The organism is Curtobacterium sp. SP.BCo, assembly GCF_051903265.1.
Lineage (GTDB): Bacteria > Actinomycetota > Actinomycetes > Actinomycetales > Microbacteriaceae > Curtobacterium.
In genome coordinates this window covers 2,227,188-2,248,036 of record NZ_CP194337.1, presented here as the reverse complement: position 1 = coordinate 2,248,036, position 20,849 = coordinate 2,227,188, and the positions used below count along the sequence as shown (strand labels likewise).

The following is a 20,849-nucleotide window of genomic DNA, read 5'->3' as shown; positions in this document are numbered from 1 at the left end:
GTTACTCATCACCCAGCGATGAGCTACTGACAAAAGGTGAGCCTTTCCACCCTCCACAACAAATGATTCCGCTCCGTCGGCGACGACATTGCCGATGGCAAGCGACGTACAAGGCCGGGTGCCACGAAAGCACGGTTCCGGCTGACACCGCGGTCGCGATCACCGCGTTCAGGCCCGGCGTGACCGACGTCCTCACTGTCGTGCGCGTCGGCGGCCTCTCTCCGTGCGCTGTCGAGACCGAGCATTCAGATGACCCCGCCTACGTCGCATCGGCGAAGCTCGACCGGACCAGAGGCGAGCGCACTTAATACTCGCTTCGTAGCCGTCCCACTGCGCACCGGGCGTCTCGGCGATGATGCTCACGAAGATTCGCACGGCCTCGCCCAGTCGGGCGTCATCGACGAGGACGTTCTGCTGATCAGCGGCGACGTACCACTCCGCACCCGACGGTTTGACCGCGACGGTTGACCCGACGGCGGCGATCCGCTCGGAGGCTGCCCTGGCGGACCCCTCGTCCGGGAAGTACACGAAGTGCACCCAATCGCGCGGCTGAGACAGGTCTCCGCCCCGCTGCACGATCTGCTGCAGCACGGGGTTCGTCGGCAACGAGGGTGCCGGCTCGGGGCGCCTGCGCAATGGCCGCATGGCACGAGTGTCGCAGACAGCACCGTGGACGCACCGTCGTTTTGTGAGCAGGAATGGTCGGGTGCGCGACGGGTGACACGACAACTTCTGCTCACGAAGCGAGCGACCGGTCCACGACGGACGGGAGGCGCGGTGCCAGCTGGCACCGCGCCTCCCGTCCGTCCTGCAGTCGCGTCTACCGCGCGCTGGCCGCGCCGTCGCGCTGGACCACCTCGGTGAGCCACGCGAGGATCCGCGCGTCGAACCAGTCGGCGTCGTGGTTCCAGAGCTTGGTGTGCCGAGCAGTCGTCTGGATCTCGAGCCGGACGAGGTCCGGCCGGGCCTCCGCCAGCGCGTGCGAGGCGGACGACGGGACGAAGCCGTCGTCGTCGCTGTGCATGAGCAGGATCGGGACGTGCAGTTCGTCTGCGCGGGCGACCATGTCGAGCTGCCGGAGGTCGACGGGCTGACGCAGCCCGGTCAATCGGTGCAGGACCGGGGTGCGGAGCAGGCGCTGCGCGACCTTCCGGACGGGTCGCGGCAGGCGGAGCAACTGGCTCTGCGACTTGAGGACGGCGTGCCAGTCGACCACGGGCGACTCGAGCACCACCCCGTCGACGAGGTCGGCGAACTCCGAGCGGACCAGGGTCTGCAGCACGACGGCGCCACCCATCGACCACCCCATCAGGACGACGCTCGAGGCGCCCTGGCCGTCGACCCAGCGCAGGACGGCGTCGATGTCCTCCCACTCGGTGCTGCCGAGGCCGTACCGGCCGTCGACGCTGCGGGGTGCGACCCCGTCGTTCCGCCAGCTCGCCAGCACCACGGAGTACCCGGCCGCCCGGAACACCGGCACGGCACGGATCGTCTCGGCGCGGGTCACGCCACGGCCGTGCACGAGGATGGCCCACGGCGCGTCCGGGTCGTCGGCACGGACCACCCAGGCGGGCGAGGGGCCGTTCGGGGTCGAGATGTCGACGTCCTCGACCGGGACGTCGAGCTCGCCGGGGGTGAGGTAGAACCAACCGCCCCACCGGCCCTTGCGCGCGGCCGTGGGGTCGCCGGCGTCGATCGCGATGATGCGTCGGGTGACGGTGGTGTCCGTGCTGCCGAGGACCTCACCGACACGCATGTGTCCGGTGCCGCCGCCGAACCAGAGGCTGTACCGACCCTGCAGTTCGGTGTCCGCGGTCCGTTCGATCGTGACGGTCCCGCGGACCGGGTCGACCGCGTGGATCGGCACGCGCTCGGTGCGCTTCCGATCGGGCGTGACGACCGCCCTGGCCACCGCTGCCACGAAGCCGCCGATCACCGCCGTGGTGACCGCGGCCGCGGCGACGCCGGCACCCAGCGCGATGAACCCGGCCGAACGCGCGGCTCCCTGGACGACGTCCTCGGCGGGTCGCGCGGATCGGGACATGGTCCGGAGCCTAGTCTGCATTCGTGTCCGAAACCCGAGAGCCCGACGCGTTCGCGCGGCTCCGTGCGTTCGTGGCGTCGGGTGGCACCCGCGCCGAGACGACGATCACCGAGATCCCCTCGCCGTCGCGCATCGCGCCGTTCTCGATCGCCCTGGCGGCGGACGTCTCCGGGGCCGCGCACGGCATCGACTCCGACCTGGGGACGGGCCGGTTCATCGCCCTGCACGACCCGGACGAACCCGAGGGATGGGGCGGCGCGTTCCGGATCGTGACGTTCGCCCAGGCGCCGCTCGAACCGGAGATCGGCGTCGACGAGTTCGTCGCGGACGTGACGTGGAGCTGGCTCTTGGACGCCCTGGCAGCGAACGGTGCGGCGTACGACCACGCCTCGGGCACGGCGACCAAGATCATCTCCCGCGGCTACGGCGACCTCGCGGCGCAGGGCGACGGGGCGCAGCTCGAACTGCGCGCCTCGTGGACCCCACGCGACGAGGACCTCACCGCACACGTCGAGGCGTGGGAGGAGATCGTGGCGATGCTCGCGGGTCTGCCGCCCGCGTCGGACGGCGTGACCCTGTTGGCCCCGAGGAGGCTCGCACGTGACTGACCCTGGATCTCCGGCGTTCGAGGCGTCGCACGACGCCGTGCACGTCATCGAGACCCGAGAGGAGTACCTGGCGGCAGTGAAGGCGATCGCCGCCGGCCACGGTCCCGTCGCGGTCGACGCCGAGCGTGCCAGCGGCTACCGGTACTCGCAGCGGGCGTACCTCATCCAGGTCTTCCGGCGTGGCGCCGGCGCGTTCCTCTTCGACCCGATCCCGATCGGTGACTTCTCCGAGCTGAACGACGCCATCGTCGACGAGGAGTGGCTGTTCCACGCCGCGTCCCAGGACCTCCCCTGCCTGCAGGAGGTCGGGCTCGTGCCGACCCGCATCTTCGACACCGAGCTCGGTGCCCGCATCGCCGGGTTCCCGCGGGTCGGCCTCGGTGCCGTCGTCGAGCAGCTGCTCGGCATCACGCTCGCGAAGGCGCACTCGGCCGCCGACTGGTCGACCCGTCCGCTCCCCCAGTCGTGGCTGGTGTACGCCTCCCTCGACGTCGAGCTGCTCCCCGACCTCCGCGACGCCCTCGCCGCGACGCTCGACGAGGCCGGCAAGGCCCGGATCGCCGAAGAAGAATTCGCCGCCGTGCTGACCCGGGCGCCGAAGCCGCCGAAGGCCGAACCGTGGCGACGGCTGTCCGGCATGCACGCCCTGCGCGGCACGCGGGCCCTGGCGATCGCCCGGTCGCTCTGGACCGCGCGTGACGCCTACGCCCGGCAGACGGACATCGCGCCGGGCCGGACCATCCCGGACTCGGCGATCGTCGCGGCCGCGGCGGCGAACCCGGCGTCGAAGGGCGAGCTGAGCGGCGTGAAGGCCTTCACCGGTCGCGCCAGCCGCTCCGAACTCGACCGCTGGTGGGCCGCCGTCGAGGAGGGCCGCACGACCGAGGACCTCCCGAAGCTCCGCGCGTCCGGCGAGCCGTCGCTCCCCCCGCCCCGTGCCTGGGCCGACCGCAACCCCGCCGCCGACCGCCGCTACAAGGCAGCACGCGCCGCCGTCGTCACGCGTGCCGAGGAGCTCGACCTGCCCGTCGAGAACCTGCTCACGCCGGAGACCCTGCGCGTCGTCTCGTGGGAACCGCCGCAGCCGATCGCGACCGAGACCGTCGGTGCGGTGCTCGCCGCGCACGACGCCCGTCCGTGGCAGGTGGAGGAGACCGCGTCGATCATCGCGCACGCCTTTGTCGCTGCTGCACAGGCGCCTGCTGCCGAGAGCAACACCGAGTCGTAGGAACGCCCCAACCGGCATGCGTCCGCCCAGGCTCGGGGCATAGCGTCGACCGTGCACGCCGGGTACGTCCCGGCCGGGCGGGGCGGAACGTGCCCCGACCTGATCGATGAGGATCTGGAGGCCCAGATTGCCAAAGGCAGCAGACGTCGTCTTCGTTGACGGCGTTCGGACACCGTTCGGACGAGCCGGGGAGAAGGGGGTGTTCTGGAAGACCCGCGCCGACGACCTCGCGGTGCACGCGATGCGTGGTCTGCTCGACCGGAACGCCTCGCTGGACGGGGCCGCGGTGGACGACGTCGCCGTGGCTGCCACGACGCAGCAGGGCGACCAGGGCCTGACCCTCGGCCGGACCGTGGGGATGCTCGCGGGCCTCCCGAAGACCGTCCCCGGGTACGCGATCGACCGGATGTGCGCCGGCGCGATGACGAGCGTCACCACGCTCGCCGGGGCCATCGCCTTCGGCGCGGCGGACGTCGCCATCGCCGGTGGCGTCGAGCACATGGGGCGCCACCCGATGGGCTTCGGTGCCGACGTCAACCCGCGCTTCGTCGCGGAGCGCATGGTCGCGAGCGACGCGCTCGTGATGGGCTCCACCGCCGAACGCCTGCACGACCGCTTCCCCGCGATCACGAAGGACCGCACCGACGCCTACGCCGTCCAGTCCCAGCAGCGGTACGCCGCCGCGTGGGCTGCCGGCAAGCTGCAGCCGGACGTGATCCCGGTCGAGGTCAACACCGGCGAGGGCTGGGACATCGTCTCCAGCGACGAGCCGCCCCGGCCCGGCACCACCCTGGAGGCACTGGCCGCCTTGAAGACGCCGTTCCGGCCGCACGGGCGGATCACCGCCGGCAACGCCGCGGGCCTGAACGACGGCGCGACGATGAGCCTGCTCGCGTCGGCCGACGCGGCGAAGGAGCACGGGCTGCCGACCAAGATGCGCATGGTCTCGTTCGCCTTCGCGGGCGTCGACCCGGAGGTCATGGGCATCGGCCCGGTCCCCGCGACCGACAAGGCCCTCGCCAAGGCCGGGCTCTCGATCGACGACATCGGGCTGTTCGAGATCAACGAGGCGTTCGCCGTGCAGGTGCTCGCGTTCCTCGACAACTACGGCATCGCCCAGGACTCCACGAACGTGAACGCCTGGGGCGGCGCGATCGCCGTCGGGCACCCGCTCGCCTCGAGCGGCGTCCGCTTGATGACCCAGCTCGCCGCGCAGTTCGCCGAGCGTCCCGACGTCCGGTACGGCATCACCACCATGTGCATCGGCCTCGGGCAGGGCGGGACCGTGATCTGGGAGAACCCGAACTTCAGCAAGTCCGCGGCACGGAAGGCGGCCTGAGCATGACCATCGTCGACAACGACCGACTCCTGGCGCTCAGCGAGGACGAGGTCGTCACGCACTCGTACCTCAAGCACGTCGCGCTGCCCTCGGGCGGCACGCTCGGGCTCATCACGCTCGACAACGGCAAGGACTACAAGCGCCCCTCGACGCTCGGTCCGCGCACGCTGCACGAGCTGTCCGGCGTCCTCGACACCCTGAAGACCGAGGCGGCCGCCGGCACGGTCCAGGCCGTGGCGATCACCGGCAAGGAGTACTGCTTCGCCGCCGGCGCCGACCTGTCCCAGGCGGCCTCGGTGCCGTCGCGCGACGTCGCCCACGACCTGGCGGCGCTCGGACACGCGACCCTCCGCAAGCTGTCCGACCTCGGGGTCCCGTCGTTCGCGTTCATCAACGGGATCGCGCTGGGCGGCGGCCTGGAGATCGGGTTGCACTGCACCTACCGCGTGTTCTCCTCGGCGGCGCAGGGCATCGGGCTGCCCGAGGTCTTCCTCGGGATCATCCCCGGATGGGGCGGCGCGACGTTGCTGCCCCGCCTGATCGGCCCCGAGAAGGCGCTCCGCGTCATCGTCGAGAACCCGCTGAAGAACAACCGACTGATGGACGGAGCCGCCGCCGTCGAGCTCGGGATCGGCGACGCCCTGATCCCCTCGGTCACGTTCCTGCCGTCCGCGGTGGCCTGGGCCGACGGTGTGGTGTCGGGCCGGACGAAGGTGGTCCGGAAGAACGAGCCGGGCATGATCGAGAAGGCCGCGTGGGGCACGGTCGTCAAGGTCGCCCGCGGCCAGGTCGCGTCGAAGATCGGTACGGTCCCGAAATCGCCGTTCCGTGCGCTCGACCTCGTCGCCGCGGCGAAGTCCGGGTCGCTCGACGACCGCTTCGCCGACGAGGACGACGCCCTCGCCGACCTGCTCTCCGGCGACCAGTTCGCCGCCTCGATGTACGCGTTCGACCTCGTGCAGAAGCGTGCGAAGCGTCCGGTGGGCGCCCCCGAGGGCGTCGAGCCGAAGAAGATCACGAAGGTCGGTGTGCTCGGCGCCGGGCTCATGGCGTCCCAGTTCGCGCTGCTCTTCGCCCGTCGCCTCGGTGTCCCCGTGGTCATCACCGACGTCGATCAGAGCCGCGTCGACGCCGGCGTGGAGCGGATCCGCGGCGAGGTCGACAAGCTGCTCGACAAGGGCCGGGTCTCCCCCGACGACGCGAACCGCATCAAGGCGCTCGTGTCCGGGTCGGTGTCCTACGACGCGTTCGCGGACGCCGACTGGGTGATCGAGGCCGTGTTCGAGGAGATGAGCGTCAAGCAGGAGGTCTTCCGCAACATCGAGCGGGTCATCTCGCCCGATGCCGTCCTCGCGACGAACACGTCCTCGTTGTCCGTGTCCGAGATGGGCTCGGTGCTGTCCGACCCGTCACGCCTGGTCGGCTTCCACTTCTTCAACCCCGTCGCCGTGATGCCGTTGCTCGAGGTCGTGCGGACGGACCAGGCCTCCGACGAGACCGTCGCCACGGCGCTGTCGGTCGCGAAGACCCTGAAGAAGACCGCGATCGTCACGGCCGACCAGCCGGGCTTCGTCGTCAACCGGGTGCTCGCCCGGGTGCTCGGTGAGGCGATGCGCGGGGTCGAGGAGGGCACCCCGTTCGACGTCGTGGCCCAGGGAGCCGCACCGCTCGGCCTCCCGATGTCGCCGTTCGAGCTGCTCGAACTCGTCGGGCTGCCGGTCGGGGCGCACGTCCTCGACTCCCACCACGCCGCCTGGCCGGAGCGCTTCTACCCCGGTGACGGACTGAAGCGGATCGCCGAGTACGGACACATCCTGACGCGCGACAAGAAGGGCGCCGCGACCGGGTACGACCCCGCTGCCGTGAAGCTCGTCGCCCCGGCCAAGAAGGACGCCGCACCGGTCGACGCTGCCGAGATGCAGCGCCGCTTCGAGGACGCCCTCGCCGACGAGCTGCACCGCATGCTCGCCGACGGTGTCGTCCAGCACGTCGAGGAGATCGACCTCGGCCTGATCCTGGGCGCGGGCTACCCGTTCCAGGCCGGTGGGATCAGCCCGTACCTCGACCGCTCCGGAGCCTCGGAGCGGGTCTTCGGCGGTGCGTTCCACGAGCCGCTCATCGTCGGCCCTGCTTCGCGCTAGCCGGGCGCGGACCGGCTCCGCGCTAGCCGGGCGCGGGCCCGGCTCTGCCTCGCGGGAGCGCCGGCGCCGATCGGCTCCGCACAACCGAAATCGCCCCGAACCGCCGAATCTCGCGGTTCGGGGCGATTTCGTTCGTGCGCCGCCACGCCACGCCGCCACGCCACGCCACGCCGCCTCACCGCGACCGGCGTCGGCGCTCGGCGTCAGCCGCCGACGCAGTCGTTGCTCCCGCTGAAGCAGGGCGGCACCGACGGGCGCGGTGCCGCCGGTGCGGGCGGCTCGTCGTCGTACGACCGGAAGTACCCCGCGCTGTGCGTGACGACGAGCACGTAGGTGGCACCGCTCGCCCGGACGGCCTCGTCACGCCGTTCCGCACCGAGGCCCGGCGAGGTGTGCACCACGACGTCGTCGGGCGACCAGAGCCCGAGCGAGGCGTCCCACCCCTGCACCCGGACCACCGCGAAGCGGTCCTGCCCGAGGTCGTCGCCGAGCGCGACCGACTGCCGTCCGCCGACCTCGACCAGGGACGGCACCGAGCCGTCGGGCTGGATCGTCCGCGCCACGAGGTCCTCGTCCGTCAGGCCGGCCTCGCGGAGCGCCGGGCCCGCGACGCGCACAGCATCGGCGGGCGTGGTCGCACCCTCGATCGTGTACACCGCGCCGGCGTCGATCTGGCACGACGTGCCCGTGGCGGGCTGGAAGAGCCCGGAGTTGGTCGCGTTCCCGCACGAATCCGTCCACGTGGCGTCGACGCGCCGGACGGCATCGGTGCCCGCCCAGTCGATCACGCGGTGCATCGTCTGCCGGGCCTCGACCCGCGCCTCGGCCTCGAGCTGCGGCGCGACCTCGGCGTCGTCCAGTGCGGAGCAGCCCGTCGTCAGTGCCACCACGGCGAGCAGGAGCCCTGCCGCTGTCGTCCCGATCCCCCATCGCATGCGGTGATCATGACAGACGACCCCGAGGGACATGCCCCGGGCGGCATGGACCCGTCAGCCGTCGACCGAGGACCGCGACCGCGCGGGCTTCGCCTGCGGCAGCTTCGTGCCGACCACCTGGTCGATGACGTCGCGGGCGATCGCCTGCGCCGTCAGACCGACGTCGGCCAGGATCTGCGAGCGGGTGGCGTGGTCGATGAACTCGTCCGGCAGCCCGAGCTCGTTCACGCCGGTGTCCACGCCTGCGGCCCGCAGGTCCTGCCGGAGCCGTGTGCCGACACCCCCGACCCGCACACCGTCCTCGATCGTGATGACGAGCCGGTGGTCACGGGACAGGTCGATGAGCGACCCCGGGATCGGGACGACCCACCGCGGGTCCACGACGGTCACGCCGATCCCCTGCGCCTCGAGCAGTTCGGCGGCTTCGAGGGCGACCGGCACCATCGACCCGACCGCGACGAGCAGCACGTCGGGCTCCTGGTCGGAGGACGGGGACCGCAGCACGTCGACCCCGTCGGGCAGACGTCGCTCGGCGGGGATGTCCGGACCGACCTGTCCCTTCGACCACCGCAGCACGGTGGGGGCGTCGTCGACCGCCACGGCCTCGCGGAACTCCTCACGGAGGGTCGCGGCGTCGCGCGGGGCGGCGATCCGGATGCCGGGGACGACCTGCAGCAGCGCGAGGTCCCACATGCCGTGGTGGGACGGGCCGTCGGGCCCGGTGATGCCGGCGCGGTCGAGCACGAACGTGACGCCGGCCTTGTGCAGCGCCACGTCCATCAGGACCTGGTCGAACGCCCGGTTGAGGAACGTCGCGTAGAGCGCGACGACGGGGTGCAGGCCGCCGAACGCAAGCCCCGCAGCGGTCGTCACGGCGTGCTGCTCCGCGATCCCGACGTCGATCACGCGGGTCGGGTGCTGCTCCTGGAAGAGGTGGAGTCCGGTGGGGCGCAGCATCGCCGCGGTGATCGCCACGATCTTCTCGTCCGATGCGCCGACCTCCGCCAGCGTCGACGCGAACACCGAGGTCCACGACGGCCCCGACGAGACGTCGAGCGACTCACCGGTCTCGGGGTCGATGTGCCCGACGGCGTGGAACTGGTCCGCCTGGTCCCGGAGCGCTGGTTCGAAGCCGTGGCCCTTCTCGGTGATGGCGTGCACGATCGTCGGTGCGCCGTACTCCTTGGCCTGCCGGAGCGCTGCCTCGACGGCCCGCTGGTCGTGCCCGTTCACGGGGCCGATGTACTTGATGTCGAGGTTCGAGTACAACGCCTCGTTGTTCGTGAACCGCGACAGGAACCCGTGCAGCCCGCCGCGCATCCCGCGGTACAGGGCACGGCCCGGCGCTCCGAAGCGTGCGGCCGCCGCCTGCGACTTCTCGTACAGCGCGCGGTACTCACGGCGGGTCCGGACGGAGCTGAGGAAGCGCGCCATGCCGCCGATGGTCGGGGCGTAGGAGCGCCCGTTGTCGTTGACGACGATGACGAGCCGACGGTCGTTGCCGTCCGAGATGTTGTTCAGCGCCTCCCACGTCATGCCACCCGTGAGGGCACCGTCCCCGACGACCGCGACGACCGTGCGGTCGCCCTGCCCGGTCTGCACGAAGGCGCGGGAGATGCCGTCCGCCCAGGACAGCGACGACGACGCGTGCGAGGACTCGACGATGTCGTGCTCCGACTCACTGCGCTGGGGGTACCCGGCGAGCCCGCCGCGCTCCCGGAGCCGCGAGAAGTCCTGCCGCCCGGTCACGAGCTTGTGCACGTACGACTGGTGTCCGGTGTCGAAGACGAACGGGTCGTGCGGCGAGTCGAACACCCGGTGCATCGCGAGCGTCAGCTCGACGACCCCGAGGTTCGGGCCCAGGTGTCCGCCGGTCTTCGCGACCTCGGCGACGAGGAACCGCCGGATCTCGGCTGCGAGGTCGGTCATCTGCGCGTCGGAGAGACGCTTCAGGTCGCGCGGCGAGGTGATGCTGCTCAGCAGACTCACGGGCGCTCCTTTCGTGGGGCTGTCGGCCCACTCTATGCGCGTGACCCGCTGACGGACTGGAGGCCCGTGGCGGGTTCGCCACGGGCCTCCAGTCCGTCAGGTGGTCGCGTCAGCGACCGTTGGGTGGTCGCGTCAGCGACCGGTGTCCGGGTCGTGTCAGACGAGCGACCGGAGCACGTACTGCAGGATGCCGCCGTTGCGGTAGTAGTCCGCCTCGCCGGGGGTGTCGATCCGGACCACCGCGTCGAACTCGATCGTCTGCTTGCCCGCCGGCGAGTGCTCGCTCGGCTCGGCCGTGACGTGCACGGTCTTCGGCGTGCGACCCTCGTTGAGTTCGGTCAGGCCGGAGATCGAGACGACCTCGCTGCCGTCGAGCCCGAGGGACTCGATCGACTCACCGGCGGGGAACTGCAGCGGGACGACGCCCATGCCGATGAGGTTCGAACGGTGGATGCGCTCGAAGCTCTCGGTGATGACCGCCTTCACGCCGAGGAGGTTCGTGCCCTTCGCCGCCCAGTCGCGCGACGAACCCGAGCCGTACTCCTTGCCGCCGAAGATGACGAGCGGGATGCCCTGCTCCTGGTAGTGCTGCGACGCGTCGTAGATGAACGACTGCGCGCCGTCAGCCGTCGTGAAGTCGCGGGTGTAGCCGCCCTCCACGCCGTCCAGCAGCTGGTTGCGGAGGCGGATGTTCGCGAACGTGCCGCGGATCATGACCTCGTGGTTGCCGCGACGCGAGCCGTAGGAGTTGAAGTCCTTGCGGTCGACGCCGTGCTCGGCGAGGTACTGACCCGCCGGGCTGTCCGCCTTGATCGAGCCGGCCGGCGAGATGTGGTCCGTGGTGACCGAGTCGCCGAGCTTCGCGAGCACCCGGGCGCCCGAGATGTCCGACACCGCGTCCGGCTGCATCGTCATGCCCTCGAAGTACGGGGGCTTCCGGACGTAGGTGGACTCGGTGTCCCACTCGAAGGTGTCGCCGGTCGGGGTCGGCAGGTTCTTCCAGCGGTCGTCGCCCTCGAACACGGAGCCGTACTCGTGGGTGAACATCTCGGTGTCGATGGAGGCGTCGATGACCTGCTGGACCTCGACCGCGTCGGGCCAGATGTCCTGCAGGAAGACGTCCTTGCCGTCCTGGTCCTGTCCGAGCGCGTCCTTGTCGAAGTCGAAGTGCATCGACCCGGCGAGGGCGTACGCGATGACCAGCGGCGGGGACGCCAGGTAGTTCATCTTCACGTCGGGGTTGATGCGGCCCTCGAAGTTGCGGTTGCCGGAGAGCACCGCGGTGACGGCGAGGTCGTTGTCCTGCACGGCCTGCGAGATCTCCTCGGGCAGCGGGCCCGAGTTGCCGATGCAGGTGGTGCAGCCGTAGCCGACCGTGTAGAAGCCGAGCTGCTCGAGGTAGGTGGTGAGACCGGCCTTCTCGTAGTAGTCGGTGACGACCTTGGACCCCGGGGCGAGCGTCGTCTTGACCCACGGCTTGGCCGTGAGGCCCTTCTTCGCCGCGTTCCGCGCGAGGATGCCCGCGGCCATCATGACCGACGGGTTCGACGTGTTCGTGCACGAGGTGATCGCGGCGATGGCGACGGCGCCGTGGTCGATCGTGAACGGGTCGGCACCGTCCATCGCGACCTTCGTCGGCTGGGACGCGGTCGACGGGGCGCTCGACACGTACACGTGCTCGTGCAGGTGGGTGTCCTCGTTGGTGGAGCCCGCGGCGATCGGGTCGGAGGCCGGGAAGGTCTCCTCCACCGCGTCGTCGAGGTCCGTCTGCTCGCTCGGCGTCGTGTAGTTGTTCAGGTCGAGCTCGAACTGGTCCTTCGCCTTGGAGAGCTCGATGCGGTCCTGCGGCCGCTTCGGACCGGAGATCGACGGGACGACCGTGGAGAGGTCGAGCTCCATGTACTCGGAGTAGTTCGGCTCGACGGACGGGTCGTGCCAGAGGCCCTGCGTCTTGGCGTAGGCCTCGACCAGGGCGATCTGCGCGTCGTCACGGCCGGTCAGGCGCAGGTAGTCGAGCGTGACGTCGTCGACCGGGAACATCGCCGCGGTGGAGCCGAACTCCGGTGACATGTTGCCGATGGTCGCGCGGTTCGCGAGCGGGACCTCGCCGACGCCCTCGCCGTAGAACTCGACGAACTTGCCGACGACGCCGTGCTTGCGCAGCTCCTGCGTGATGGTGAGGACCACGTCCGTCGCGGTCACGCCGGCCGGGATCGACCCGGAGAGCTTGAAGCCGACGACCTTCGGGATGAGCATCGACACGGGCTGGCCGAGCATGGCGGCCTCGGCCTCGATGCCGCCGACGCCCCAGCCGAGCACGCCGAGGCCGTTCACCATCGTGGTGTGCGAGTCGGTGCCGACGAGGGTGTCCGGGTAGGCGTACGTCTCGCCGTCGAAGTCGCGGGTGTAGGTGACCTTCGCCAGGTACTCGATGTTGACCTGGTGCACGATGCCGGTTCCCGGCGGGACGACCTTGAAGTCCTCGAAGGCGGTCTGCCCCCAGCGGAGGAACTGGTACCGCTCCCCGTTGCGCTCGTACTCGAGGTCGGTGTTGCGCTGGAGTGCGTCCTCGCGACCGAAGAGGTCGGCGATGACGGAGTGGTCGATGACCATCTCGGCCGGCGACAGCGGGTTGATCTTGTTCGGGTCGCCGCCGATCTCGGCCATCGCCTCGCGCATGGTGGCGAGGTCGACGATGCACGGCACGCCGGTGAAGTCCTGCATGACGACGCGCGCCGGGGAGAACTGGATCTCGGTGTCCGGCTCGGCGTCGGGCTGCCACGACCCGAGGGCACGGATCTGCCCCTCGGTGACGTTCTTGCCGTCCTCGGTGCGGAGGAGGTTCTCGAGCAGCACCTTCAGGCTGTACGGGAGCTTCTCGTGCCCGGGCACCGTGTCGATCCGGTGGATCGCGTAGTCGACACCCCCAACCGACAGTGTGTCCTTCGAGCCGAAGCTGTTGACTGCAGCCACTGTGCCGCCTCCCTGGTTGATCGGTGTGCCCCCATCCAAGCGGGGCGCAGGGCGTCCCACCAGCAAGGCAAACCTAAACCCGTCAGCCCTGGGAGGACCGACGAGAACTATCTCGATGTCGAGACAACTCTACACCGCGGCGGCGCCGCCCTCGCGCCGGAACACCGTGCGGACGAGCAGCCAGGTCACCCAGAGCAGCGCCGCGTACAGCGGGACACCCGTGATCAGCTTGATGCCGGCGAGCAGTTCGACCTGGGCCGTCAGGTAGAGCGGGACCTCGATGAGCAGCCGGATCGCGAAGAGCCCGACCCACAGCCACGTCGCCACGGTCAGCACGCGACGCTTCGCCGGGTCCGCCCGCCAGTCCTGGTGGCTGCCGTCCTCGTTCGGCGGCAGCAGGAACCCGACGACGACACCGATGAGCGGCTGCCGGATCGCGAGCGTCACGAGCAGGCCGACGAGCCACACGGCGTTGATCACGATGCCGGGGATGAAGTTGCTCTCGGCCCGGCCGGTGATGAGCGCGAGCCCTGCGGAGATCGCCACGCCGAGGATCCCGGCCAGGGACATCACCAGCGACTGCCGCTGCAGCAGGCGGAGGACGACGAAGACCACGCCGATCGCGACCGGGATCAGGACGCTCGGGACGAGCTCCTTCGTGATCGCGTAGACGACGAGGAACGCGAGCCCGGGCAGCACCGACTCGGCGAGTCCCCGGACGCCGCCCACCGCCGCGACGAGCGCCCGTCCGGAGGGCGCCTCGCCCGGGGCGACCTTGCCGAGCCCGGTGTTCGCGACGGCCGCGCGGAACTGGTCGTTGAAGGAGGGCAGCGCGTCCGACGCGCGCTCGTCGGGACGGGAGGTGTCGTCGTTGTCCGGCACCGTGCCTCCAGGCAGGTCGTTGGTCAGATCGCCGACTGCGTCGACTTCGGCATGTGCAGCGGGATGAGGTCGCGCGGCGGCATCGGCGTGTTGCCGCGGACCACGACGACGCTGCGGAACAGCTCCTCGATCTCGACGGCGTCGTCCGGCGACTCCGCGGCCTTCCCGGCGATCACGCCGCGGAGGAACCAACGCGGGCCGTCGACGCCGATGAAGCGTGCCGGGCGGACACCCTCGGTGACGCCGGAGCCGTCCGTCACCACGGGCACCTGCGCCCGGAGCTCGGGGCCGAACGGGCCGTCGACCTCGGTCACGACACCGCCCTGGCGCTCGATCTGCTCGGCGATCTGCGCCCGGATCTCGTGCCAGAGGCCGGTGGAGCGCGGCGCCGCGAACGGCTGGACCTGGAGCGTGGACTCCTCGTAGTCGAGCCCGACCGCCACGACGCGCTGCGAGCCCTCCTCGACCTCGAGCCGGAGGTGCAGGCCCTCGCGCGGCAGGACCTTCACGCCGCCGAGGTCGACGTACGGGCGGACCAGGTTCGCCTCGGTCTCGTCGTGCGGGCCGTTGTCGGCACGGTCGTCCGGTGCGGACTTGTCCGTCGGCGCGACCGCGTCCACCTCGTCGAGGTCCGCGTCGGCGTCGGTCGCGATGTCGACCTCGGGGGTCGTGTCCGCGATCTCGACACCGTCGGCGACGGCGTCCGCCACCTCGACCTCGTCACGCTTGCGTCGGCCGAACTTCATGCGCGCGTTCCTTCCTGAGCATCGTCGGCGGTGCCCCGGACGGCACCGCTCCGGTCACCGTAGCCCGACGAGCCGAAGCCACCCTGGCCGCGGACGCTGTCGGGCAGCTCCTCGACGCGGGTGAACGACACGCGCGGCACCGGCATCACGATCATCTGGGCGATCCGATCCCCGACCTGCACCTCGTGCGCGGCGGACTGGTCGGTGTTGAGCAGGGCGACCTTGACCTCGCCCCGGTAGCCGGCGTCGACCGTTCCAGGCGCGTTCACGATCGTGATGCCGTGCTTCGCGGCCAGACCACTGCGCGGGACGACGAACGCCGCGTACCCCTCGGGTAGGGCGATCCGGAGGCCGGTCCCCACGAGACGGCGTTCGCCGGGCTGCAGCACGAAGGCCTCGGTCGAGACGAGGTCGGCACCGGCGTCACCGGGGTGGGCGTATCCGGGAGCGTTCTCCCCGGTCCAGAGCACGTCGACTGGTTCGGTCACGTGTCGAGGGTAGTGCAGACCGTGACCGTTCCGTGACCTGGCCCGACTCGTGGTCGAATGGTCTCGTGACCGTGTACCGCGAACGACTGTGGGCCCCGCCCGTCCTCTACCTGGCGACCGCGCTCGTCATCCCCGCCAGCCTCCTCGTCTTCCTGCCGATCAGCGTGCTCGCCGGCGTGCTGGTCGCGATCGGGATGGAGCTCGGCGTGCTCGTGCTGCTCTGGGCGCTCGCGCCGACGATCGAGGTCACGGACACCGAGTTCCGCGCCGGACGCGCACACCTGCCGCGTGCGCTCGTCGGCGAGGTCGAGGGGTACGAGGGCGCCGAGGCCACCACGCAGCGCGGCCCGAAGCTCGACGCACGGGCGTGGACGCTCTTCCGCGGGTACGTGCGAGGCGTCGTGCGCGTGGAGGTCGCGGACGCCGCCGACCCGACGCCGTACTGGCTCGTCAGCGCCCGGAACCCCTCGGCGGTCGTCGAGGCGCTGCGCGGGTAGACCCGCCAGGAACACAACATACTGGCATTCTGCCGTTCGGTCTGACAGCCTGGCCGGATGCACCGCCCAGCCCACCGTCGTGACGTGCAGGTCCTCCGCGGCGTCGCAGTCGCGCTCGTCATCGCCGCGCACGCGTACGGTCTCCCGGCGGGTGGCTGGCTCGGCGTCGACGTCTTCTTCGTCGTCTCCGGGTTCGTGATCACCCGCAGCCTCGTCGCGGAGCACGACCGGAGCGGCCGGATCGACCTCGTCGGGTTCGCAGCCCGTCGCGTCCGTCGGCTCCTCCCCGCCGCGGTGGTCGTCCTCTCCGTCACGACCGCGTGCTCCTGGGTGTTCTGGTACCGACCCCGCGCGACCGAGATCACCGGGGATGCGCTCGCCTCGCTGCTCGGCGCGATGAACTGGCACCTCGCGCGGGGCGGGACCGACTACTTCGCGCACGAGGCGGCGTCGCCCCTCCAGCACTTCTGGTCGTTGTCGGTCGAGGAGCAGTTCTACGCCGTCTGGCCGATCGTGCTCGTCGTCCTGTCGATGCCGTTCGTGCGCCGTCTCCGCCACGGTCGGTCGACGGCTGTGGGGCTGCTCGCACTCGGTGCGCTCGGGGTCGCGCTCGTCGCCGGGCCCCTCGACGGCCCCGCGTACTTCAGCACCGGGAACCGGGCGTGGGAGCTGCTCCTCGGCGCTCTCTGCGCGCTGGTCCGCACTCCGGCGTGGTCCGCGCCCGTGGCGGCGTCGATCCGTGCCGTCGGCACCGCGGTCCTCCTGATCGGGATCATCGGTGCCGACGTGCTCGGCATGCCCACGGTGCCGGTGGTGTTCGGGACCGCCGCGATCCTCGTCGCGGGCGACCTCCGGGGTCGCGGTCGGGTGTCCGCCGTCGTCACACGCCCGTGGACGGAACTCGGAGCGGTCTCGTACTCGGCGTACCTCTGGCACTGGCCGCTGCTGGTCGCAGCGGCGGCGGTGCATCCCGGTGTCGTGGGTGCATCGGTTGCCGTACTGGCCGGCCTGGGCCTCGCCGCCGCGTCCACCCGGTGGGTCGAGCGGCCGTTCCTCCGGCCACCCGTCCGCCACCGGCACCGGCACCGGCACCGGCGGTTGCGGCGATTCATCCTCGTCGTACCGGTGACGGTCCTGGCAGTCTCCGCGTCGACGGCAACGGTGTTCGACCCGTCGACGACCACGAGGGTCCTGGGGGCGGACGGTGTGCTGGCCCGGTCGTCGGTGAGCGCGACCGACCCGGTGCCGGCCGGGAACACCATGCCCTTCCCCGACCGGCGGAGCCTGGCACGAGCCGTCGACGAGGCCGCCCGAGCGGGCAGCAGCACGCGCGGGTCGACTGCCGAGCTCGCCGACGCGGCTCGGCGCGCAGCACTGCCGACCGCGATGCGGGACGGCGGCTGTCTGACCCGCGTGGGTGCCCCACTCCGGACCTGCGGGTCGACATCGGACGTCGACGTCCTGCTCCTCGGCGACTCCACCACGGCCGCCTGGTCACCGACAGTCGTCGGAGCGCTCCCGTCCGGGACGACGCACGCCGTCGTCACGGTCGCGAGCTGCAGCGCCGTCCTCCCCGACGCGCAGATCGCTCCGCAGTGGGATGCCGAGTGCCTGGCGACGAAACGCGCCCTGCACGATCGCGTCTCCGAGCTCGACCCGCGCGTCGTCGTGATCAGTTCGGTCGCCGGCGAGTACCGCGACCACCTCGGCGACCTCCCCGAGGGGACCGCACGCACGGCATGGCAGCGTTCCGTCGAACAGACCGTGTCCACACTGCGTGACGACGGCCGCACCGTCGTCGTGCTGAGCGCCCTGCAGTACGGCCCGGACGTCCGGAGTTGTCCGGACCGCCTGACCGCCTTCACCCGCTGTGCGGCGACGCCGACGCCCGACGTGACAGCCAAGACCGCTGCGGAACGAGCCGCGTCGGAGCACGGCGGGTTCCCCTTCGTCGACGCGAGCACGTGGCTGTGCGACACCGAGCGACGAACGTGCCCGGCGGTGGTCGACGGGACGCTCGTCCGAGTCGACTACGTCCACACGACGAACACCATGGCCGAGCGTCTGGTGCCGGTGATGCGCAGCGCGGTCGACTGGGAGCACCTGCTCCGAGGATGACGAACGGCCCGCTGCTCCGGAGAGCAACGGGCCGTTCGTGTTCATGCGTTCCCGAGAGCGCTGCGACAGTACTCGTCAGAGTGCTGCGCACTCCGCACAGACCGGGCCGAGCTTCGACTCGTGGTCGAGCTGCGAGCGGTGCTTCACGAGGAAGCACTCGACGCAGGTGAACTCGTCGACCTGGGGCGGGAGCACGACGACGTCGAGGTCGACGTCGCTGAGGTCCTGTCCGGCGAGCTCGAAGCTGCCGGGGTTGTCGGAATCATCGTCGACGACCCCCGACATCTTGTCGGGAACGCGCTCCTTGAGGGCCTCGATCGACTCCGAGTCGGAGTTGTCGTCGGTCTTCCGGGGGGCGTCGTAATCGGTGGCCATGCCCATCCATTTCTCGTATCGAGAGGTCGTCGCCGGTGATCGGCGGCGACAGTTTGCACCACGTCTCGCCAGAGCGCAAACCGAAGTCTCCGGCGGGTCGTTCTGGCGCTGCAACCCGACACCCGTCGTGGCTATTCCCGGTGTCCGGAAACCTCCTCCGGGAGTCCGCGGCACGCCCGTGCGCCTCCGCTGGATCGGTGCCCCTCGGCTGCATACTCCTGGGGAACGACGCACGACCGTACGCGACGCTCGGAAGGCGGAACCATGCAAGACGTGAGAGTCATCGGAGTGGAATCCGGCGCGCTCCTGCTCGCCACCGACGGCGGCACCGAGTTCCGGCTGCCCGTGACCTCGTCGCTGCCGGGCCAGGTCCGGCAGGCGAACCCCGACGCCGGTCCGCAGAAGCGTGTCTCGCCGAAGGACGTGCAGGCACGCATCCGCGGCGGAGCCGACGCCGCCGAGGTCGCCGCGGCGCTCGACGTCGACGTCGAGTACGTCCGTCGCTTCGAGGGCCCGGTCCTGGCCGAACGCGCGTTCATCCTCGACGCCGCCCACCGCGTCCCCGTGACCCCTGTCGACGACGACGCGCCGGACACCTTCGGCGAGGCGATCACCGCGAAGCTCGAGACCGGTGAGGCCACCGACGTCGCCTGGGCCTCGTGGAAGCACGTCGAGAGCGGGTGGCAGGTCCGCGTGCACTACACCGCCGCAGAGGTCGAGCACGACGCCCAGTGGCGCTTCGACCCCAAGACGTCGACGCTCGTGCCGGACAACGGCGACGCGCACCGGCTCTCCCACACGGAGGACGAGGGCATCGCGCCGCGGCTCCGCGCGGTCGAGCCCGACCACCACGACACCGACGGCACGCGTTTCGACTCCGGGGCGTTCCGCGTCGACGAGCCCGACGAGGACGTCACGAACCCCGACGTCCAGGAGCGCCCGCTGCGTGCGCCGCTCCCCCGCATCGGTGCCGCCGTCGAGGAGCGTGCGCCGGGCAACGAGACCGCCGACCTGCTCGAGGCACTCCGCCGTCGTCGTGGGGAGCGCGAGGCCGCCGCGTTCGGCGAGCAACAGGACGAGCCGCGGGGCACGTCGATCAGCGTCGTCGACATCCCGCTGCAGGGCTTCGACGACGACACGGACGGCTCCGCGCAGCAGGACGCCCGCCCCGCGTCGGGCCCGGAGCCCGAGGCCGGTCGATCGGAGCGCAAGAAGCGCAACCGTCGGTCGATGCCGAGCTGGGACGAGATCGTCTTCGGCACCCGTCCGGACGACGACCCCGCCTGATCCACGGGCCGTCCTCGGGTCCTCCTACGCGAAGGCCCCGGCCAGCCGGAGCGGGACGAGGGTCTCCTCGTCGGTCATCGCGCCGTGCTGGCCGATCATCCGCTTCGGGACCTCCCCCGCACGCAGGGCACGATCGTCGTTGAACGCCCACGAGCCACGGGCCACGACCACCACGTCGCCGATGCGCTCGACGACGGCGTCCGTCACCGCGCCGAACCAGCCGGCCGCGATCGCCTCGTCGCGGCTGGCCACGTACGCCTTCTTGCCGTACCGGGCCCGGAACGCCCCGACGAGGGCGCGCACGTCGGTGCCCGGCGCGACGGTGAGCTGACGGCAGCGCGGATCCCCGGCGACGCCGACGACGTCGGTCAGCAGCAGCGGGTCCATCGCGATGTTCGCGTGGTCGGGGACGTCCAGCACGCCGTGGTCGGCCGTGACCACGATCCCCACGTCGCTCGCCACTACGCGGTCGAGGCGCGCGAGTTCACCGTCGAGGAGCTCCAGGGCGCCGGTCCACCGATCGGACTGCCAGCCGTTCTTGTGCCCGATCGAGTCGAGTTCCGGCACGTACAGGTACACCAGCGACCGACCGGACGCCGTCTCGGCGAGGGCCGCGTCGACACGCTGCGGGATCGAGTCGGCGGGCACGTACCGGGCACCGCCGAGCACGTTGGCCGTCATGCCCGATGAGCGGTACCGGGCCGGACCGACCACGACGGGGTCGACACCGAGCGCGGCTGCCTGCGTGAACAGGGTCGTCGACAGGAACCAGTCCGCCGGGACCTCGGTGTCCCAGCCGCTCAGCAGGTTCATCACCTGACCGGTGTCCGGGTTCCAGCCGCTGTACCCGACGACGCCGTGCGTGCCGGGTGAGCGGCCGGTGGTCAGGGTGCTGAGCGCCGCAGCCGTCGTCGTGGGGAACCCGCTGCGGAGCTTCCGCTTGCCGGTGGCGAGCCACCGGGCGTGCCCCGCGCGCGCGGCCAGCGCGGCGGCGCCCAGTCCGTCGACCAGCACGACGATCGCGGAACGGGCGGGACGGAGGGTGATCCGTGCCTCCAGGCCGGTGCTGCGCAACCACGCGTCGTCCGCAGCGCCGAGCGCGACGAGGCAACTCGGGAAGACGTCGGCGAGGTTGGCGGTGGCGTCGGGGGCCGTCGGTACGCTTGTTCCCATCTCCCCCAGTCTCGCAGAAGGGTGCC

The 20,849-nt window shown here is 71.2% G+C and carries 17 protein-coding genes; 7 read left to right on the top strand and 10 right to left on the bottom strand.

From position 1 onward, the window contains the following. Positions 1 to 192 precede the first annotated feature (192 nt). Positions 193 to 645 carry a ribonuclease E inhibitor RraB gene (locus ACRQ4B_RS10715; RefSeq protein ID WP_439691433.1) on the bottom strand — a complete coding sequence of 151 codons (453 nt, stop codon included), beginning with the start codon at positions 643 to 645 and terminating at the stop codon, positions 193 to 195. Positions 646 to 820: 175 nt separating this feature from the next. After that, positions 821 to 2,044, bottom strand: coding sequence for an alpha/beta fold hydrolase (locus ACRQ4B_RS10710; protein ID WP_439691432.1), 1,224 nt, complete (start codon positions 2,042 to 2,044; stop codon positions 821 to 823). Between the two features lie 23 nt (positions 2,045 to 2,067). Between ACRQ4B_RS10710 and ACRQ4B_RS10705 the strand changes: the two genes are divergently transcribed. From ACRQ4B_RS10705 to ACRQ4B_RS10690, 4 genes are all read left to right on the top strand, one after another. Beyond that, positions 2,068 to 2,652 (top strand): DUF3000 domain-containing protein, encoded by a 585-nt coding sequence (locus ACRQ4B_RS10705; protein WP_439691431.1) that lies wholly within the window; start codon positions 2,068 to 2,070, stop codon positions 2,650 to 2,652. Further along, complete coding sequence (locus ACRQ4B_RS10700) at positions 2,645 to 3,880, top strand: HRDC domain-containing protein (protein ID WP_439691430.1); 1,236 nt, start codon at positions 2,645 to 2,647, stop codon at positions 3,878 to 3,880. Before ACRQ4B_RS10705 ends, ACRQ4B_RS10700 begins: the two co-directional genes overlap by 8 nt. A 106-nt stretch (positions 3,881 to 3,986) precedes the next feature. Further along, complete coding sequence (locus ACRQ4B_RS10695) at positions 3,987 to 5,219, top strand: thiolase family protein (RefSeq protein WP_439691429.1); 1,233 nt, start codon at positions 3,987 to 3,989, stop codon at positions 5,217 to 5,219. Between the two features lie 2 nt (positions 5,220 to 5,221). Beyond that, positions 5,222 to 7,360 carry a 3-hydroxyacyl-CoA dehydrogenase NAD-binding domain-containing protein gene (locus ACRQ4B_RS10690; RefSeq protein ID WP_439691428.1) on the top strand — a complete coding sequence of 713 codons (2,139 nt, stop codon included), beginning with the start codon at positions 5,222 to 5,224 and terminating at the stop codon, positions 7,358 to 7,360. 203 nt (positions 7,361 to 7,563) lie between these two features. Here the strand turns inward: ACRQ4B_RS10690 and ACRQ4B_RS10685 are convergent, their stop codons facing one another. The 6 genes from ACRQ4B_RS10685 to dut form a co-directional block, all read right to left on the bottom strand. Then, positions 7,564 to 8,295, bottom strand: coding sequence for a hypothetical protein (locus ACRQ4B_RS10685; RefSeq protein WP_439691427.1), 732 nt, complete (start codon positions 8,293 to 8,295; stop codon positions 7,564 to 7,566). Between the two features lie 54 nt (positions 8,296 to 8,349). After that, positions 8,350 to 10,284: a 1-deoxy-D-xylulose-5-phosphate synthase gene (dxs, locus tag ACRQ4B_RS10680; protein WP_439691426.1), complete on the bottom strand. Its 1,935-nt coding sequence runs from the start codon at positions 10,282 to 10,284 to the stop codon at positions 8,350 to 8,352. A gap of 156 nt (positions 10,285 to 10,440) precedes the next feature. Continuing rightward, complete coding sequence (gene acnA / locus ACRQ4B_RS10675) at positions 10,441 to 13,257, bottom strand: aconitate hydratase AcnA (protein ID WP_439691425.1); 2,817 nt, start codon at positions 13,255 to 13,257, stop codon at positions 10,441 to 10,443. A 129-nt stretch (positions 13,258 to 13,386) separates the two neighbouring features. After that, positions 13,387 to 14,139, bottom strand: coding sequence for a DUF3159 domain-containing protein (locus tag ACRQ4B_RS10670; RefSeq protein ID WP_439691424.1), 753 nt, complete (start codon positions 14,137 to 14,139; stop codon positions 13,387 to 13,389). 23 nt (positions 14,140 to 14,162) lie between these two features. After that, positions 14,163 to 14,885: a DUF3710 domain-containing protein gene (locus ACRQ4B_RS10665; protein ID WP_439691423.1), complete on the bottom strand. Its 723-nt coding sequence runs from the start codon at positions 14,883 to 14,885 to the stop codon at positions 14,163 to 14,165. Then, positions 14,882 to 15,373, bottom strand: coding sequence for a dUTP diphosphatase (gene dut / locus ACRQ4B_RS10660; RefSeq protein WP_439691422.1), 492 nt, complete (start codon positions 15,371 to 15,373; stop codon positions 14,882 to 14,884). Before dut ends, ACRQ4B_RS10665 begins: the two co-directional genes overlap by 4 nt. Positions 15,374 to 15,438: 65 nt before the next feature. Between dut and ACRQ4B_RS10655 the strand changes: the two genes are divergently transcribed. Together ACRQ4B_RS10655 and ACRQ4B_RS10650 are read left to right on the top strand one after the other, a co-directional pair. Beyond that, a complete protein-coding gene (locus tag ACRQ4B_RS10655) occupies positions 15,439 to 15,870 on the top strand; it encodes a DUF3093 domain-containing protein (protein WP_439691421.1) in 432 nt (143 codons plus the stop codon). Positions 15,871 to 15,927: 57 nt separating this feature from the next. Beyond that, positions 15,928 to 17,988, top strand: a complete 2,061-nt coding sequence (locus ACRQ4B_RS10650; protein WP_439691420.1) for an acyltransferase family protein — start codon at positions 15,928 to 15,930, stop codon at positions 17,986 to 17,988. Between the two features lie 75 nt (positions 17,989 to 18,063). Here ACRQ4B_RS10650 and ACRQ4B_RS10645 read toward each other — a convergent pair whose 3' ends face one another. Further along, a complete protein-coding gene (locus tag ACRQ4B_RS10645; RefSeq protein ID WP_031263038.1) occupies positions 18,064 to 18,363 on the bottom strand; it encodes a DUF4193 domain-containing protein in 300 nt (99 codons plus the stop codon). A gap of 273 nt (positions 18,364 to 18,636) precedes the next feature. Here ACRQ4B_RS10645 and sepH point away from each other — a divergent pair, with 273 nt between their 5' ends. Further along, positions 18,637 to 19,650, top strand: a complete 1,014-nt coding sequence (gene sepH / locus ACRQ4B_RS10640; RefSeq protein WP_439691419.1) for a septation protein SepH — start codon at positions 18,637 to 18,639, stop codon at positions 19,648 to 19,650. A 24-nt stretch (positions 19,651 to 19,674) separates the two neighbouring features. Here sepH and ACRQ4B_RS10635 read toward each other — a convergent pair whose 3' ends face one another. Continuing rightward, the gene (locus tag ACRQ4B_RS10635) at positions 19,675 to 20,823 is read right to left on the bottom strand and encodes an alkaline phosphatase family protein (protein ID WP_439691418.1); all 1,149 of its coding nucleotides are present in this window, start codon (positions 20,821 to 20,823) and stop codon (positions 19,675 to 19,677) included. Positions 20,824 to 20,849: the final 26 nt, after the last annotated feature.